This window comes from Tautonia plasticadhaerens, from assembly GCF_007752535.1.
Taxonomy (GTDB): domain Bacteria; phylum Planctomycetota; class Planctomycetia; order Isosphaerales; family Isosphaeraceae; genus Tautonia; species Tautonia plasticadhaerens.
Map to the genome: position 1 here is coordinate 1,761,401 of NZ_CP036426.1, position 16,860 is coordinate 1,778,260.

15 protein-coding genes and 1 tRNA gene are annotated in these 16,860 nt (G+C 70.6%); 9 read left to right on the forward strand and 7 right to left on the reverse strand.

The window, feature by feature from the left end; genetic code table 11:
• Positions 1-83: 83 nt before the first annotated feature.
• Together folE and ElP_RS06845 are read right to left on the reverse strand one after the other, a co-directional pair.
• A complete protein-coding gene (folE, locus tag ElP_RS06840; RefSeq protein WP_145267904.1) occupies positions 84-743 on the reverse strand; it encodes a GTP cyclohydrolase I FolE in 660 nt (219 codons plus the stop codon).
• Positions 744-826: 83 nt separating this feature from the next.
• The gene (locus tag ElP_RS06845) at positions 827-1,510 is read right to left on the reverse strand and encodes an LON peptidase substrate-binding domain-containing protein (RefSeq protein ID WP_145267905.1); all 684 of its coding nucleotides are present in this window, start codon (positions 1,508-1,510) and stop codon (positions 827-829) included.
• 440 nt (positions 1,511-1,950) lie between these two features.
• Here ElP_RS06845 and ElP_RS40545 point away from each other — a divergent pair, with 440 nt between their 5' ends.
• Positions 1,951-2,073 carry a hypothetical protein gene (locus ElP_RS40545; RefSeq protein WP_261344409.1) on the forward strand — a complete coding sequence of 41 codons (123 nt, stop codon included), beginning with the start codon at positions 1,951-1,953 and terminating at the stop codon, positions 2,071-2,073.
• A 495-nt stretch (positions 2,074-2,568) separates the two neighbouring features.
• Here ElP_RS40545 and ElP_RS37710 read toward each other — a convergent pair whose 3' ends face one another.
• Positions 2,569-2,724: a hypothetical protein gene (locus ElP_RS37710; protein ID WP_197446776.1), complete on the reverse strand. Its 156-nt coding sequence runs from the start codon at positions 2,722-2,724 to the stop codon at positions 2,569-2,571.
• Positions 2,725-3,359: 635 nt separating this feature from the next.
• Between ElP_RS37710 and ElP_RS37715 the strand changes: the two genes are divergently transcribed.
• Complete coding sequence (locus ElP_RS37715; protein ID WP_197446777.1) at positions 3,360-4,010, forward strand: sialidase family protein; 651 nt, start codon at positions 3,360-3,362, stop codon at positions 4,008-4,010.
• Positions 4,011-4,101: 91 nt separating this feature from the next.
• Here the strand turns inward: ElP_RS37715 and ElP_RS06855 are convergent.
• Both ElP_RS06855 and ElP_RS06860 read right to left on the reverse strand, forming a co-directional pair.
• Positions 4,102-4,187: transfer RNA gene (locus ElP_RS06855), tRNA-Leu, on the reverse strand.
• Between the two features lie 38 nt (positions 4,188-4,225).
• Positions 4,226-5,656, reverse strand: coding sequence for a hypothetical protein (locus tag ElP_RS06860; protein WP_145267906.1), 1,431 nt, complete (start codon positions 5,654-5,656; stop codon positions 4,226-4,228).
• A gap of 741 nt (positions 5,657-6,397) precedes the next feature.
• On the opposite strand from ElP_RS06860, the gene ElP_RS06865 reads away from it, so the two are divergent.
• The 7 genes from ElP_RS06865 (at position 6,398) to ispH (ending at position 15,422) form a co-directional block, all read left to right on the forward strand.
• A complete protein-coding gene (locus ElP_RS06865) occupies positions 6,398-7,936 on the forward strand; it encodes a sulfatase family protein (RefSeq protein ID WP_145267907.1) in 1,539 nt (512 codons plus the stop codon).
• 49 nt (positions 7,937-7,985) lie between these two features.
• The gene (locus ElP_RS06870) at positions 7,986-9,026 is read left to right on the forward strand and encodes a Gfo/Idh/MocA family protein (RefSeq protein WP_145267908.1); all 1,041 of its coding nucleotides are present in this window, start codon (positions 7,986-7,988) and stop codon (positions 9,024-9,026) included.
• 205 nt (positions 9,027-9,231) lie between these two features.
• Entirely contained in the window at positions 9,232-10,284 is a 1,053-nt protein-coding gene (locus ElP_RS06875) for a DUF1573 domain-containing protein (protein ID WP_145267909.1), read from the forward strand.
• A gap of 92 nt (positions 10,285-10,376) precedes the next feature.
• Entirely contained in the window at positions 10,377-11,621 is a 1,245-nt protein-coding gene (locus tag ElP_RS06880) for a glycosyltransferase (protein WP_145267910.1), read from the forward strand.
• Between the two features lie 165 nt (positions 11,622-11,786).
• Positions 11,787-13,127 carry an MFS transporter gene (locus ElP_RS06885; RefSeq protein ID WP_197446778.1) on the forward strand — a complete coding sequence of 447 codons (1,341 nt, stop codon included), beginning with the start codon at positions 11,787-11,789 and terminating at the stop codon, positions 13,125-13,127.
• 213 nt (positions 13,128-13,340) lie between these two features.
• A complete protein-coding gene (locus tag ElP_RS06890) occupies positions 13,341-14,282 on the forward strand; it encodes a DUF4097 family beta strand repeat-containing protein (protein WP_145267912.1) in 942 nt (313 codons plus the stop codon).
• Positions 14,283-14,465: 183 nt separating this feature from the next.
• Entirely contained in the window at positions 14,466-15,422 is a 957-nt protein-coding gene (gene ispH / locus ElP_RS06895) for a 4-hydroxy-3-methylbut-2-enyl diphosphate reductase (protein WP_145267913.1), read from the forward strand.
• A 9-nt stretch (positions 15,423-15,431) separates the two neighbouring features.
• Here the strand turns inward: ispH and ElP_RS06900 are convergent, their stop codons facing one another.
• Together ElP_RS06900 and ElP_RS06905 are read right to left on the reverse strand one after the other, a co-directional pair.
• Positions 15,432-16,067, reverse strand: a complete 636-nt coding sequence (locus tag ElP_RS06900; RefSeq protein WP_145267914.1) for a metallophosphoesterase family protein — start codon at positions 16,065-16,067, stop codon at positions 15,432-15,434.
• A gap of 60 nt (positions 16,068-16,127) precedes the next feature.
• Positions 16,128-16,580 (reverse strand): pyridoxamine 5'-phosphate oxidase family protein, encoded by a 453-nt coding sequence (locus ElP_RS06905; protein WP_145267915.1) that lies wholly within the window; start codon positions 16,578-16,580, stop codon positions 16,128-16,130.
• Between the last annotated feature and the right edge of the window lie 280 nt (positions 16,581-16,860).

The window sequence follows — 16,860 nt, forward strand, 5'->3', positions numbered from 1 at the left end:
ATGAGGTGAGGGGCAGTCCCCGCGGTCGTCCCCGGCCCGGGAGGAGCCGGGACCGGGGCTCCCGAGGTGAGTGTGGCCGGGGCTCACATGCTGCGACCGGCACCGTGGATCAGCGACAGGACCTCCATGCGGGTCGCCACGTTCTCGCGGAAGCGGCCACGCATGGCGCTGGTGATGTAGGTGCTGCCGGGCTTCTGGACGCCCCGGACGGTCATGCAGCTGTGGACCCCCTCCATCACGACCGCGATCCCCAGGGCATCGAGCTGTTCCATCAGGAGGTCGGCGATCTGCTCGGTCAGTTTCTCCTGGACCTGGGGCCTCCGGGAGAGGACGTCGATGACCCTGGGGATCTTGGAGAGGCCGACGACCTGGCCGGAGGGGAGGTAGGCCACATGGGCCTTCCCCGAGAACGGCAGGAGGTGATGCTCGCAGAAGCTCGAGAAGGTGATGTCGCGGACCGTGACCATCTCATCGTACTTCTGGGTGAAGCGCTTTGCGAGGTGGACGCGGGGATCCTGGTGGAGGCCTCGGAAGACCTCGGCGTACATCCGGGCGACCCGGTCGGGGGTCTCCACCAGGCCCTCGCGATCGGGGTCCTCGCCCACGGCGACCAGGATCTCGCGGACGGCCCGCCGGATCCGCTCCAGGTCGACCCGGGATCCCTCGACCGAAGTCCCGCCGGGGTCACGATCGATCCCCTCGCCGAACGCCCCGGCGGGGAAATCGTCCTCATGCTCGGTCATCACGTCGTCTCGATGGCTCGGCCCCGCCGAGGGCCCCGGCTGGGGGGGCGGCGGGCCGTCGTTTCGTCGGTAGGTTCGGCCGGTCAGTTCGTGCTGAAGGGGGGGGGGAAATCGCCGTGCTCGGCCCCCTTGCGGAGGGCGTCGAGGTGGCGTTCGAGGACGCCGACCAACGAGTTCGCCCGCTCCTCGACCCTGGCCTCGGCCAGGAAGTCGCGTTTGAAATCGGGGGGGAGCCCCAGGTAATGCCCCAGCAGGTCGGTCAAGACCCCCATCGGGATCGGGGTGTCCAGCAGCCGGGCGATCTCCGGTTCGACCCGCCCTTCCCGGAGGCAAAGCTCCCGGAACAGGTGGGTCAGCCGATCCCGCAGCCCGTCGATCGGCCTCACGGGATAACGGTCTTCGAGGATCGAGACCTTCGCCGACCTGTAGAGCGTCTCCCTCGGCAACTCCTCGACCAGCTCGACCCGCTTCAGCCCCACGAGCAGCAGATTATACCGACCGTCGGCCAGGCGTTGATGGTCGAAGATCTTTCCCAGGCACGCAACCCGGTCGATCGGCGGATCTTCCATCATGTTCCAGTCCGCTTCGTCCCTGATCCTCACCATCGAGATCAACTTGTCGCCCGCCAGGGCATCTTCGGTCATCTGGCGGTACCGGGGCTCGAAGATGTGCAGCGGCAGGACGCAGTGGGGGAAGAGCACCACATCGGGCAGGGGGAAGAGCCGGCACACGCCCTCGAACCCCGTCAGCTCCAGGTCAGGATCCATCGAGGTCCTCCTCCTGGGCGGGGGATGGGCCGTTCGGGAGTCGGGGCGTTCTCCCTCGGGACTCGACTCGATCGGGCTAGGGGCTCATCCGGGGGCATGGACATCACTCGTACCGCAGCGTTTCGAGGGCCGTCTACCCGGAGAACTTTCCCGGCGTCCGGGGGTAACGCGTCATGGAACCGATTGTATTCCGGGGGGTTACCTCGACAAGGGAGCCGCGCGACCGAATCGGAACGGGTCCTGCATGGCACCGTTCCCGGAAGCCAACCCCTGCCGACCCGGACCCGCCCGAATCGATCGACATCTCGGCGACCCCCGTCGACGATGCCGGGTCGATCCCGAGCCGATCGGCGACCCAGAATCGAGTCTCGGCAGTTTCTCGGCGACTCGTCCACTGATCGGGAGGTAAGCCCGCCGGAGGGCCCCCCGGAGAGACGCCGATGCGTCGACGATTGCCCGCCGACGGACTGGCCCTCGCCCTCGTCCTCCCCTCGGTCGTCCACGGGCTCGACCCGACGATCAGACCCGAGGGCCCCGCCCAGGATGGCGAGTTGGGCCCGTAACTCGGCGATCCGAAGTTCGAGACGCAGCGGATCTTCGACGACGAACGATTCCCGAACGTCCTCGCCCTCCCCGACGGCACCATCGTGGCCACCTGGAGAAGCCGTCGGATCCGGGTCCGCCGCAGCGAGGACGGCGGGCAAACCTGGGGACCAGAATTCCCGGTCGCGGAGGGGATCCACGGCGGGGGGGCGATCGTGGACGACCGGTCGGGTGATCCGCTGATCTTCGCCCACCCCGAGCATACGGGGGCGAGACCTGGCTCCCGGGCGACCCCTTCCCCCTCAAGGGCACGGGGGAGGGCGCCCTGCTCGAACTCGCCGACGGCCGGCTGATCTACAGCGCCCGTCGCAGCTATTTCCCGGAGGGGGAACCGTTCCGCCCCGCTCGCGCCTTCGCCTCCAGCAATGACGGCGGGAAGTCCTGGCACGCCCCCCGGCACCCGGCCGAGATCCCCGACGGCCCGCGTTATCGGGGGAGGATCGCCGGGGCTCGAACTACAACGCCCATTTCGGCATGATGGCCGGGTTCGCCCGGCTGCCCGTCCGGGATCGGGACATCTTCGTCTCCTCCAACGCCGACCACGACGGCCACGAGCGCATCCGGCTGACCGTCTGGGCCAGCTTCGAGGGCGGCACGAGCTGGCCCGTCAAGCGGCTGGTCGACGAGGGCCCGGCCGCCTATTCCTCACTCGTCGCCGGCCGGCCAGGGACCCCCAGCGAGGGGTGGATCTACCTGCAGTACGAGTGCGGCGACGACGACACGCAGTACGTCGGGTCGACCATCGCCCGGTTCAATCTCTCCTGGCTCCTCCGGGGCGAGCCGACCGGCGACGGCCACCTGCCTCCCTGGCTGACCCTCGAATCCCCCGACGGATTCCTCCGGGCCCCCCGGGTCATCACCGAACCCGGCCCCGAGCACGCCGGATCGACCCGGCGGTTCCAGGGGATCCCGAGCCTGGCCCTCAGCCCCGGCGGCCGGCTCTGGGCCTCCTGGTACGGCGGCCCGATACCCGGCGAGGAAGCGAACAATTACGTCGTCCTGGCGACCAGCGGGGACGAGGGCCGTTCCTGGTCCGACGAGGCGGTCGTCATCGATCCCGACGGCGAGGGCCCCGTCCGCGCGTTCGACCCGCAACTCTGGCTCGACCCCGAGGGTCGTCTCTGGGCATTCTGGGCCCAGGCCGTCGGCCACTCCGCGACGGTCGGGGGTCTGGGCGATCGTGACCGGGAATCCCGACGACGAAACCCCCTCCTAGAGCCTCCCCCGTCGCCTGACCGACGGCGTGATGATGGGCAAGCCCAAGGTCCTCTCGACCGGGGAATGGTGCCTGCCCGCGTCGACCTGGCGCGAGACCGACCGGAGCGCCCGGCTCGTCGTCTCCACCGATCGGGGCGAGACCTGGACGGTCCGGGGCGGCTGCAACGTCCCGGAGGACATCCGCGCCTTCGACGAGCACCTCGCCGCAGAACGCCGGGACGGCTCGCTCTGGCTCCTGGCCCGCACGATGTACGGGATCGGCGAGAGCGTCTCCACCGACCGGGGCCGGACCTGGGGCGATCTCCGGCCGTCCGGGATCGCCCATCCTTCGGACCGCTTCTTCGTCCGGAGGCTCGACTCCGGCAGCCTTCTGCTGGTGAAGCACGGCCCCCTCGCCGAGCGGACCGGCCGGTCGCACCTGACCGCCTTCCTCTCCGACGACGATGGCCGCACCTGGACCGGGGGCCTGGTGCTGGATGAACGGCCCGGCGTCTCCTACCCCGACGGCGACCAGGCCCCCGACGGCTCCATCTACATCATCTATGACCATTCCCGGACCAGCGATCGGGAGATCCTGCTGGCCCGATTCAACGAGGAGGACGTGAGGCGAGCCGACGCGGTCTCCCCGGATTCGTCACCCCGGAGGGTCGTGAACGCGGGCCCGGACGCCGATCAATAGTCCGGCCGAGGCGGGGCACGACGAGGGCCGAACCGGGAACGAACAAAGGGCGTGCGGCCTTTCGCCACACGCCCTTCAATTCTTCGATCGATGCCGGAGACAGGACTTGAACCTGCACGAGCCGTTAAGCCCACTAGCCCCTCAAGCTAGCGCGTCTGCCAATTCCGCCACTCCGGCGTGGGGATACGTAACGATACCGGGGGGCAGGCGCCTCGTCAAGGGGCCGTGACCGACTCGTCGACCGCCCGGGGAGACGACCGGACCACCAGGGCCTCCCCACCGCCGGTCGGGGGTGCTTCGGGGTCGAACTCGGCCCAGGCGACGACGCGATCGCCCTCGGCGTCGCGGGCGGAGAGGCGGAAGATCATCGGGCCGCGGCGGAGCATCGCCGGATCGATCTCGAATCGCCGGGAAATCAACCGCCCACGAGCCGGGAGCGTCGTGCCCGGGAACAGCGACGCCAGCCCGTCCCCCGGGATTTCCCCTGGCCGGTGGGCGTCCCGGGGGAGATCCCGGGGCGGGACGATCGGCTCCCACGAGAGCCGATCCAGCTCGACGGGGATCCCGGCCCGCTCCTCGACCTGGGCGACGAGGCCCACCCTCCCTTCGTCCCGATCGACCTCGGTGACCCCGAGTGAGAGTCTGGGGAGCGGTCCCCCCGGGATCATCGCGGTCAGCATCGGCGCTGAAGACGGGTCGAGCCGCAACTCGAGGCGGGTCGGCCCGGACGGCTCGGTCGACAGGCGAAAGAACCGCGTGCCGGTCCCCTCGATCGAGAATGGCCGATCGCCCACCTCGGGCCCGAGCGGAGAGAACCGGACGCCCCCGATCGGCCATTCGCCGATCGTACCGAGCAGGTCGACGCCCCCGATCGATCCCCCGAGGCTGCCCCGGGCGAGGTCAAGGGCCCAACGCCGGTGCAACTCGCCGAAGGGCAGGCCGGAGAGGCGTTCGAGGTGCTCGGCCCCGGTGAATCGCCCCAGCGCCAGGGTCCTGGGGAGGTCGGGGTCGAACGCCTCCGCACACCAGCGGAGGAACAGGTATGACGCCCCCCGGCTCCCGTGGCTCCGGAAGTCCTCGGGGCGGGAGGACTCGGGCAGGACGAGCCGGTATCGGGAGGGGTCGGTGAGGTAGGCGCTGACCCGATAGTCAAGGTTCGCCGCCGATCGGCCGACGCGGTCCTCGCAGAGATGGGCCATCGCCTCGTCGAGCCAGGCCGGCTCCGGGTTCGGCCCGACGCGCTCCATGCGGCGAGAGGCGAGCACGGCATGGGCGTACTCGTGGGCGAGGATCGTCTCCAGGTAAGAGCCGGGCCGAAGCCGGGCGTCGAGGTAGATCAGATCCGCCCGGTTGCTCAGGGGGCGGGGCAGGCTCACGTCGAGGTCGGCCCCGCGGAAGTACCCGTCCACGTGGCATCGGGCGGCCTCGTAAGGCCGGCCGACCCGGGAGGAGAGGAGCACGGCGAATCGGCCGTCGCCGTCGACGTCGATCGGGCGGCCGATCCAGCCGGAAAGCGCCGGGTCGACCACCCGCTCGAACCCGGAGACGAGGCCCCGGAGGACCTCGTCGCCCACCTCGTCGACGTCGTCCTCGTCGACGTAGACCTCGATCCGGTCGCCCAGGGCCCGGAGTCGGGCTTCGACCATGTCGTAACGGCTCGGCGCCGACGGGTCGCCGGGACGGGCCTGCACCGCGAACGAGCGTCGCAGGGCAGGGCGGGTCGGCTCCGGGGTCCTGGGTGGATCGAGGTCCCGGGGACCCTCGACCCCATCCGACCACCTCCCGGCCGCGCCTGGGGGCGGAATCGAGTCGATCAACTCGCCGAGATCGAGGAGTGAAGGGACCCGGCCATCCCCCGATCCGGGTCCGACCCGCCATGCCCCCTCATAGGGGCCGCCGACCGCGGTCGCGTTCACGACCAGGATGACGTCCCGGCCCGAGAGGCCCTCGGGGATCTCGAATTCGGTCGAGCCCGATCGGACCGGGATCGACAGCGCGAGGGGCCTCGTCGAAGGCGGGGCGTCGGGCCGAGATTGGGGGCGGGAATCCGGATCCGACGCCGAGAGGGCGAGGGCGAGGATCAGGCCGAATGTCGGGATGATGGCTCGAACCCCCGGGCGAGACGTCGAGACGGCCGATGCTCACTGCGCACCTCGGGCCGCCGGGACGGACGCCCTGGGGATCGACCCGAGGGGATGCGACACTTCAGCGGATCTGCCCGGTCGTGAGGATCGGACGCCCGGCCCCCCGGCCCGACCTCGACCGACTCGCACCCGGCCGGGCCTGGAATCGGGCCGAGGGGCCGATTATGGTACGAGCCGACCCGGAGGTCCGACCCGCGTGCCCGACCCCGGCGGCGGGCCTCGATCCGCGGTGGGGGAAGCCCGATGTCGCATCGATCGCAAACCGCGTCCCTCGTCCTGACGCTCTCAGCGCTCGTCCCGGCCCCGGCCGCCAGGTCGGCCGAGCCGAGCCGGCCGAACATCGTCTTCATCTTCGCCGACGACCACGCCTACCAGGCCGTCGGCGCCTATGGCTCGACGATCAACCGCACGCCGAACATCGATCGGATCGCCGACGAAGGGATGCTCTTCCGCCGCTGCCTCGTCACCAATTCGATCTGCGGCCCCAGCCGGGCCGCGATCTTGACGGGCAAGTACAGCCACCTCAACGGTTTCTACCAGAACGGCGACCGCTTCGACGGCGCGCAGGTCACCTTCCCGAAGCTGCTGCAGCAGGGCGGGTATGAGACGGCCGTCTTCGGCAAATGGCACCTGGAGACCGACCCCACCGGCTTCGACGCCTGGCACATCCTCCCGGGGCAGGGGGCCTACTACAACCCGCCGATGATCGACCGGGGCGAACGCGTCACGCACGAGGGCTACACGACCGAGATCATCACCGATCTCTCCCTCGAGTGGCTGGAGGAGGGGCGAGACCGGGACAAGCCCTTCCTGCTGATGTGCCAGCAGAAGGCCCCCCATCGCAACTGGCAGCCGGGGCCGAAGCACCTGGACGCCTACAAGGACGGCCCGATCCCCGAGCCCCCCACTCTGTTCGATGACTACCAGGGCCGAGGGACCGCCGCCCGCACCCAGGACATGACCATCCGGGACACGCTCACGCCGAACGACCTGAAGCTGACGATCCCCGACAACCTCACGGACGAGCAGCTCGAACGCTGGCAGGCGGCCTACGGACCCGAGAACGAGGAGTTCGCCCGGCTCGGGCTCTCCGGGGACGAACTCGTCCGCTGGAAGTACCAGCGGTATCTCAAGGACTACCTGCGCTGCATCGACTCGGTGGACGAGGGCGTCGGCCGGATCCTCGACTACCTCGACGAGGCCGGGCTGGCGGAAAACACGATCGTCGTCTACTCGTCGGACCAGGGCTTCTACCTCGGCGAGCACGGCTGGTTCGACAAGCGGTGGATGTACGAGGAGTCCCTCCGGACCCCCTTGCTCGTCCGCTGGCCGGGCGTCGTCTCCCCGGGCTCGGAGTGCTCCCGGCTGGTCTCGAACCTCGACTTCGCCGAGACCTTCCTCCACGCCGCCGGCGTCGACATCCCCGACGGGATGCAGGGGCGTAGCCTCGTCCCGCTGCTGAAGGGGGAGGAGCCCGAGGGCTGGCGGGAGAGCTTCTACTACCACTATTACGAGTACCCTGGCGCCCACAGCGTCCACCGGCACTATGGGGTCCGGACGGATCGCTACAAGCTCATCCACTACTACAGCCTGGACGAGTGGGAGCTGTTCGACCTCGCCCGAGACCCCAGCGAATTACGAAGCTGCTTCGACGACCCCCAGTACGCCTCCGTCCGATCCGAGCTGGAGGCCGAGCTCGCTCGGCTCCGGGAGGATCTGGACGTGCCCGAGGACACCCGTCCCATCGACGTCCGCCGCCCCATCGTCGGCAACGATAATTGACCCTCGGCGGCACCGGCCGCACCGCACCCGAGAGAGAGGAGCAATCGGCATGACCGCCGGGAACACCAGGGGGAGGATCGTCGCCTCGATGCTGGCCCTCGCCTGCGCCGGGCTGGCCGCCTCGCCCCGGGCGAGGGGACAGGACGACGAGGCGAAGGTCCTGCGGGCCGGGCTCATCGGCCTGGACACCTCGCACGTCGTCGCCTTCACCAGGGTGCTCAACGCCGAGGGCAAGTCCGGACCGCTGGCCCGGGTCCGGGTCGTCGCCGGCTTTCCCGGCGGCAGCCCCGACATCCCCTCCAGCGCCGACCGGGTCGAGGGCTTCACCGCGTCGCTCCGGGACGACTATGGCGTGGAGATCGTCGATTCGATCGACGCGCTCCTGGAGAAGGTCGACGTCGTCTTCCTGGAGAGCGTCGACGGCCGCCCCCACCTGGAGCAGGCCCGGCCGGTGATCGAGGCCGGCAAGCCGCTCTTCATCGACAAGCCGATGGCCGGGTCGCTGGCCGACGCCATCGCCATCTTCGACCTGGCCGAGGAGGCGGGTGTCCCCTGCTTCTCCTCGTCCTCCCTGAGGTTCCAGCCCGAGGTCGAGTCCGCGAGCCGGTCGACCATCGTCGGGGCCATGACCTACGGACCGTGCTCCCTGGAGGAGCACCACCCCGACCTCTTCTGGTACGGCGTCCACGGCGTCGAGATGCTCTACGCCCTGATGGGCCCCGGCTGCGAGTCGGTCGCCCGCTCCTCCACCGACGGCACCGACGTCGTCACCGGCACCTGGGACGACGGCCGGATCGGCTCCTATCGCGGCATCCGGGACGGCAAGTCCGGCTTCGGCGCGGTCGTCTTCGGCACCGATCAGATCTCGCCGATCCAGGTCGGCGGCAACTATGAGCCCATGCTCGAACAGGTCTGCCAATTCTTCCTCGACGGCCGGGCCCCCGTCCCGCCGGAGGAGACGATCGAGCTGTTCGCCTTCATGGAGGCCGCCGACGAGAGCAAGGCACGAGGAGGCGCCCCCGTCTCGATCGCCGAGACGATCGAGCAGGCCCGCGCCGGGATTTCCTCGGACCGGCCGGCCGTGAAATAATCCTCCCTTCGATTCCCGGAGGCCCCCGCCGATTCGGCTCAACTCCGGGCCCCCGGGGGCCGATTGCACTGGTCAGGGGGGCCGTGATCGTTATGATGACGGCCCGATCGGACCAGCCCGGGATCCGCGCCGAGGGGAGACATTCCGCCCCGAGGACGCACCGGCCCGGGCTCCGGGACGGAAGGAACGATCGCCAGGAGGGCTCATGGACGGGTCGCGCGAGCCCGCCGTCGCCAGTCGACGGCGGTTCATCGGGATCGCCCCCGCGGTCGTCGGGTCGTGGGTGGTCGGATCCCTCGGCCGGTCGGCCCCGGCGCAGTCGTCGACCGATTGGGTCGAGGCGGTCTTCCCGGAGCGGAGGCACGACTTCGGGACCGTCGCCAAGGGGTCGATCCTGCGGCACTCCTTCCGGATCGCCAACCGGTCCGACCGGGAGGTGCACGTCACGGGCTATTCGGCCAAGTGCGGCTGCACCGGGGTGACCGTCGGCGCCACGACCATCCCCCCCGGCGCCCAGACGACCATCGAGGCCGTGCTCGACACCTCCAAGTTCAGCGGCTACAAGGCGTCGGGCCTGACGCTCAGCATCGACCGGCCCGAACTGCGGTCGATCGACTACGAGCTCTCCTGTTTCATCCAGGACGAGTTGCTCATCCAGCCCGGGGTGCTCGATTTCGGCGACGTCCGGCGCGGGAGCCCGGCCGACCGCTCGGTCCTGCTCCGGTACCTCGGCGGCCGGGCCGACTGGCAGGTCGTCGAGATGAGGCATGAGAATTCGGGCCTCACGGCCCGCCTCCGGGAGCAGCCGGGCTCCGCCGGCGAGCGTCGCTACCAGCTCGATGCCCGGCTCGACGCCAAGGCGCTCGAGAACGGCAATTTCCGGGACCAGATCACCCTCGTCTCCAACGACCCCGGCCGGCCGACGATCCCCGTCTCCGTCGCCGCCAAGGTCGTCTCGGACGTGACGCTCTCCCCCTCGGTGCTGAACCTTGGCCGGCTCAAGCCGGGGGAGACGGTCGAGCGGACCGTCCTGGTGAAGGGCCCGGGGCCGTTCCGGGTGGTGGGGGCGACCGCCGCGGAGGGGCGGATCTCCTCGGTCGGCGGCCCCTCCGACGCGAGTCGGCCCCTCCACCAGGTGAAGGTGGCGATCGAGGCCCCGGACGCCGCAGGCGCCTACCACGCCATCCTCGAGATCAGGACCGACCGGCCCGACGAGCCCCCGGCCCGGCTGACGGCCTTCGCCACCGTCGTCCCCTGATGACCCCACCGCCCCCGGATCGAGGCCGCCATCGGCGGGGACGAGGCCCGGCGACCGCCGACCTCCCCCGCTCACCACGGAGGATGCGACCGATGTCCCTGGCCCGATCGCCGATCCCGACGCTCGGCCCGCCCGCCCCCGACGCCGGGGCCCGGCTGGCCCTCGCGGTGACCGACGCCGGCTGGTACACCACCGGCAACCTGTTCCGGGCCCTCGACCGCCCGGGCGTTGACTCGCTGCTGATGCACTGCTGCGACTTCGTGAACGCCTGGAATGCCGGGCGTCCCCCGTGGCGATGGTTCGGCCGCCCCCTGGACCGGCAAGGGCCCCGGCTCTGGTCGGGGGACCTCGTCCTCCCCCCCGGCTGGATGAAGCGATTCCCCGGGATCGGCATGAGGCCGATCCGACGGGCCATCGACCGGTGGCGGAGGCTCCTGCCCGACGACGCCCCCCTGGCACTCGTCATGACCTACCCGCACTACCGATCCCTCCGGGACCTGGTCCGACCGGACGTCCAGGTCTACCTGAACCTAGACGATTACGGCCTCTACTGGCCTTCCCGGGCCGACGACGTTGATCGCCTCGAACGCCGGCTCGTCGCCGAGGCCGACCTGACCGCCTGCGTCTCCCTCGCCCGGGCCGAGCACCTGCGGGCGGCCGTCCCTGACGCCGCCGACCGGGTCATCCACCTCCCCCACGGGACCCCCGACGCCTTCCTCTTCGACGGGGAGGCGACCGGCCGGCCGGGCCCGGCCCCGGCGGATCTCGCCCACCTGCCCCGGCCGTTGCTGGGCTACGTCGGCGGGCTCGAGGAGCGGCTCGACTGGCACCTGCTGGACCGCGTGGCCGAGGAGTTCCCCGACGCCTCCCTCGTCCTGATCGGCCGGGTCCCCGCCCTCGATTCCGGCCCCTGGTGCGACCACGCCCGGCGCTGCCTGGGCCGGCCGAACGTCCACGCCGTCGGCTTCCGCCCCCAGGAGACGCTCGGGGCCTACATCCGCGCCTTCGACGCCTGCCTGATCCCCTACCGCGCCGACCATCCGTTCAACCGGGCCTGCTGCCCGACCAAGCTCATGGACTACATGGGCTCTGGCCGGCCGATCGTCTCGACCGACCTGCCCGAGTGCCGCCTGCACGCTGGCCGGATCGAGGTGGCCAGCGACGCCGACGACGCCCTCGGCGCGATCGCCTCGCTCCGCTTCAGCCACTTCGACGACGGCCGCGAGCGTGCCCGGATAGAGCACGCCCGGGCCAACACGTGCCGGGCCGTGGCCGATCGCCTGCTGGACCGGATCGAGGCGATCCCGGCCCGATCCCGGCGGACGATCCCCGCCTGATCGCCCTCCCCATCCTCCCGATCCGACCCGGCCGGGATCGCCGGCCCCGGCCGCCCTCCTGGCCCCTTGACACGGGGGGCGTCCGCCCCGATGTTTGGGCGTCCGGAGACGGCCGGGCCGCTCCCTCCACGCCGCAGACGACCGCTCGAACATCGGAATCCATTCATGGGATACGACAGCTTCTTGCTCCTCGCCCAGCAGGCCGCCGAGCCTTCGGGCGTCAACCTGGCGAACTTCATCCCCTTCTCGATCCTCCACTTCCTGGAGTTCGCCATCTGGGGGGCGTGGTATGTCGTCCTGGGCAATTACCTGAACGCCAAGGGCTTCTCCCGGCCCGCCATCGGCCGGATTTACGGCACGATGGCGCTGGGCGCGATCATCTCGCCGATGATCCTGGGCACGGTGGCCGACAAGTATCTGAACACCGAGGACGTCATCGGCGGGTCGCACCTGATCGGCGGCGTGCTGCTGCTGGTCATGTCCCGGATGAACCGGCCGAGCACGTTCTTCGCGGCGGCGCTGGGATATGCGCTGGTCTTCTCGCCGACGCTCTCGCTGGTCAACGCGATCGTCTTCGAGCACATCGACAACGCGAACAACTTCCCGTACATCCGGGTCTTCGGGACGATCGGCTGGATCCTCGCCGGCCTGTCGCTGAAGCTGCTGCTGAAGCCCGACCGCCCGGTGGACAACAAGCCGATCCTGCTGGCGGCAGCCCTGTCCTTCGTCCTGGGGATCTTCGCCTTCACGCTGCCGGACACGCCGCCCAAGTCGACGGGCGTGGGGGCCTTCCCGGCCCTCGAGGCGCTCGGGATGCTCGCCGAGCCGACCACCGCGGTCTTCTTCGCGGTGACGCTGGTGATCTCGATGGCGATGGGGTTGTACTTCGCCTTCGGAGCCCTGTTCATCGAGCAGCGGGGCGGGGTCCGCTCCGAGAACGTGGGGCCGATCATGACGATCGGCCAGGCGGTCGAGATCGGCTTCATGCTCTCGCTGCCCTGGTTCATCCGGGAGCTGGGCATGCCGGTCGTGCTGGCCGTGGGCGTGACCGCCTGGGCCCTCCGGTTCGCCTTCTTCACCACGGCCTCGACGGGCAGGTACTTCCCGCTCATCCTGGCGGGGGTGGCGCTGCACGGCCTCTGCTTCGACTTCTACTTCGCCGCCGGGTTCATCCACGTCGAGAACCTGGCCGATGAGTCGATCCGCAACAGCTCCCAGGCCCTCTTCGCGGTGGTCGTCTACGGCCTCGGCATGTACCTCGGGACCGAGGGTTCCGGGTGGCTGAACCAGAAGTTCACCCGGGAGGAAGCCCCGGCGACGGCCGGCCAGCCTCCCGTCCGGACGACCGACTGGCGGACCTTCTGGCTGCTCCCGACCATCGCCGTGACGATCTCCCTGCTGGCCTTCCTCGCCTCGCTCGTGCTCGTGCCGGAGGCCGCCCAGCCCGAGATGGAGCCCGAAGCCGAGGCGGCCGCGGCCGCGGCGGCCGAACTCGAGATCCCCTGATCGGCCGGATAGGTCTCCCCCGGCTCGGGTCGTTTCCCTCCCCGGACCGGCCCGCCGAGGCGCCTCGGCGGGCCGGTCCCGCGTCAATATCCCGGCCCGACGCCCGAAGATCCTGGTGTCATGCCCCGCGGCCGGCCCCCGATCCGAGGGAGGCCGGGGGCAACGAGCCGAGACGAAGCCACGCGATCACCGGACGACGGGAGGGCCGACGCCATGTGCAAGAAGCGGCGCTGCAGCACCGAGGGGATCCGATTCCTCGACGAGAACGCGAATCCCGCCCCCGCCGGGCCCTCGCCGGCCCCGAAGACGCCCGGGAAGCGACGTCGGGAGTGGCCGATCGGCACGATGACCTTCCTCGCCGTTGTCGGGGTCGGCGGCCTCATCCGCTCCGGGGCCCTGCGCGGCGAGATCGAGGCGAAGGCCGTCATCGAGGACCGCGTCGAGGTGGATGATGCCCCCCGGATCGAGGTCGAGACCTTCGAGGGGCCCGTCCGGATCCATCGCGGGGCCGTCGGGGAGGTCTCCTACCAGGTCGAGACCTCGGCCAGGGGAGACGACGAGGGAGACGCCCGACGCGCCCTCGACCTGATCCGCCCCGTGATCCGGGCCGACCGCGGGGCCGTCCGGATCCGGGTCGACCACGCCAACACCCCCGGCGGCTGGTCCGGCCACGCCGAGGTCCGCCTGGAGGTGCCGGCCGATTCCCAGGTCCGGGTCGTCACCCGGAACGGCCGGGTCCGGGTCGAGGAGATCCACGGTTCGGTCGCCGTCAAGACCGGCAACGGCCGGATCGAGGTCGAGGACTCCGCCGGCCCGATCGTGCTGGAGACCTCCAACGGTTCGATCGACTGCGAGGCCGACGACGCCATCGTCTCGGCCGAGACGTCCAACGGCTCGATCAGTTTCCGCGGTTCGCTCGCCCCCGGCTCCTCCCGCCTGACCACCAGCAACGGCTCGGTCGACGTCGAGCTGCCCGAGCACGGCCGGTTCCGGATCGACGCCGATTCCCGCAACGGCCGGGTCGTCTCGGACTTCCCCCTCGATCGGGGGGACGACGGGGCGACCGCCGTGCTCGCCTCGTCCGACGGGGGCTCGGCCGATCCCCGGCTCCTGATCCGCACCCGCAACGGGGCGATCCGGATCGAGCAGGACTGACCCGCACCCGACGCCCGCCGCAGCCGATTCGGACGCCGCATTCGACGGCCGCCCCCCTTGCCGGGGGGGCGGCCGTCGGGCGTTCCGGGCGGGAGCTGCCTTCGGGCCGTCTTCCCGAAGCGGGGGGCTGTCGCATACATTAGGGTCGAAGGTTCTCCCGACCCGAGAGAGGTACGCGCCGCGATGAAGATCATCCTGGCCAATCCCCGCGGCTTCTGCGCGGGCGTGAACATGGCCATCGACAGCCTGGAGCGGGCCCTGGACCTGTTCGGGGCCCCGCTCTACGTCTACCACGAGATCGTGCACAACAAGCACGTCGTCGAGCGGTTCAAGGGCCGCGGCGTGGTCTTCGTCGAGTCGATCTCCGAGGTCCCCGAGGGATCCCCGGTCCTCTACAGCGCCCACGGCGTCTCCCCCCAGATCCGCACCGAGGCCCGGTCCCGCGCCCTCAAGGCCATCGACGCCACCTGCCCGCTGGTGACCAAGGTGCACCTGGAGGCGGTCAAGTACGCGAAGCTCGGCTATACCATCGTCCTGATCGGCCACGAGGGGCACGACGAGGTCATCGGCACGATGGGGGAGGCCCCTGAGCGGATGATCCTCGTGGAGTCGGTCGAGGACGTCGATCGGCTAGACGTGAACCCCGAGAAGATCGCCTACCTGACGCAGACGACCCTGAGCGTCGACGACGCCAACGTCATCATCGCCGCCCTCCGCCGCAAGTTCCCCCAGATCGCCAACCCGCCCAAGGACGACATCTGCTACGCCACCCAGAACCGCCAGGACGCCGTCCGCAAGCTGGCCGAGCGGGCCGACCTCGTCCTGGTGCTGGGCAGCCAGAACAGCTCCAACAGCCGGAGGCTGGCCGAGCTGGCCCTCGACCTGGGCCGCAAGGCCCACCTGATCGACGGCGCGGCCGAGATCCGCGACGAGTGGTTCGACGGCGTCGACACCGTGCTCATCACCGCCGGGGCCAGCGCCCCCGAGGACGTCGTCCAGGAGTGCATCGCCCTGCTCCAGGACCGCTTCGGCGCGACCATGACCGAGGAAGTCGTTCGGGAGGAGGACGTCACCTTCCCCCTGCCGAAGACGCTCCGCGAGCTGCTCCCGGCCTCCGCCCTGAAGGTCGTCGGCCGCTGAATCGCCCGGTCACCCCGAGCCCGGCCAGGCGGGGACCTCGACCGGGTTCCCGCTCTCCACGTCGAAGAAGCGGACGTCCCGGGTCGCGGTGTCGAGCGTCGCGAAGGTCCGGGAGGTCGCGACCACCGGGGCCGAGATGATCGAACCGGGGTTCACCACCAGGCGATCCCGGCTCGATCGATACCACATCGGACGGTGGGTGTGGCCATGCACGATCGCGTCGGCCCCCAGGGTATCGAGGTACGAGTCGAGCACGTACGGCGGGTGCGTCCTCGGAGCGATGAATTCCATGTCCCCCCTCGGGGAGCCGTGCACCACCACCACGATCATCCCCCCCCGCTCCAGCACCAGGCTCGACTCCAGGCGTTTGAGCGCCTCCAGCGTCTCCTCACCCGGGGTCCCGCCGCCGAACTCGTCCGGCTCGCCCGGCCCCCGCTCCAGGGCCCATCGGTCGTGGTTGCCCCGCACCGACGGGATCTGCCGCCCCTCCAGGAACGCGACCGCCCGGTCGGGGGACGGCCCGTAGCCGACGAGGTCGCCGGCGCAGACGATCGCCCCCGCCCCCATCACGGTCAGGTGCGCCCAGGCCAGTTCCAGGCCGATCGGGTCGCCGTGCACGTCGGAAATCAGGCCGAGCAGGCTCATGGGCGGGTCGGTCCCAATGCGTCGGGCGATCGATCGATCGCCCGTCCTGGATCCTCGTGGTCAGTCCCCGCCGATCGGGACCTCATGATATTCCAGGGCCCACTCCCGCATGAACCTCGCCCGACTCGGGGCGATGCGGTAGACGATCAGGTCGGGGTTGTCGATCGAGCCCAGGTAGTTCCGGAGCAGGGGGTTGGCGTCCCAGATCTCCTGGAGCGTCTCCCGGTCGTCGAGGACCTCGGCCGTCCCGGTGATGCGGACCTGGTCGTGCGCAGCGTCCAGGTAGCAGAGCTCGACCCGGGGGTTCGCGGCCAGCTCCGCCGTCTTGTGATACCCCTTCAGGTTGGCGACGTAGACGGTGAACCCGTCGGTCCGGACCGGGGAGACCGGCCGGACCCGGGGCTGATCGCCGTCGATCGAGGCGAGCATCGGGAATCTCGCTGCGATCATCACCGCCCGGGCCAGCTCGGGCAGGCGAGCCGGGTCGATCGGCTCGGGGGCGGGTTTGGTCATGGGGAGGGTCTCCGGGGGTGGGGGGGGCGTGCCGGGGCATCGGGACCGTCCCCCCGATCGAGGGTAGGGCCATCGACGTGATCGCGGGCGGTCGACCCGGCCGGACGGTCGGGACCTCCGGGAAGACACCTCCGGGTTCGCGGCCCGGGGGAGGGCGCCAATCCGGCCCTTCGGGGATCTCCGCCCGCGCCCTCGCCCCGGGCGGACTCGATCCGATCACCCGCCGGCTCCGGGGATGGCAGCCCGGCCCGGCCGGGCGAGGCCCCGTCGCCGGACTATC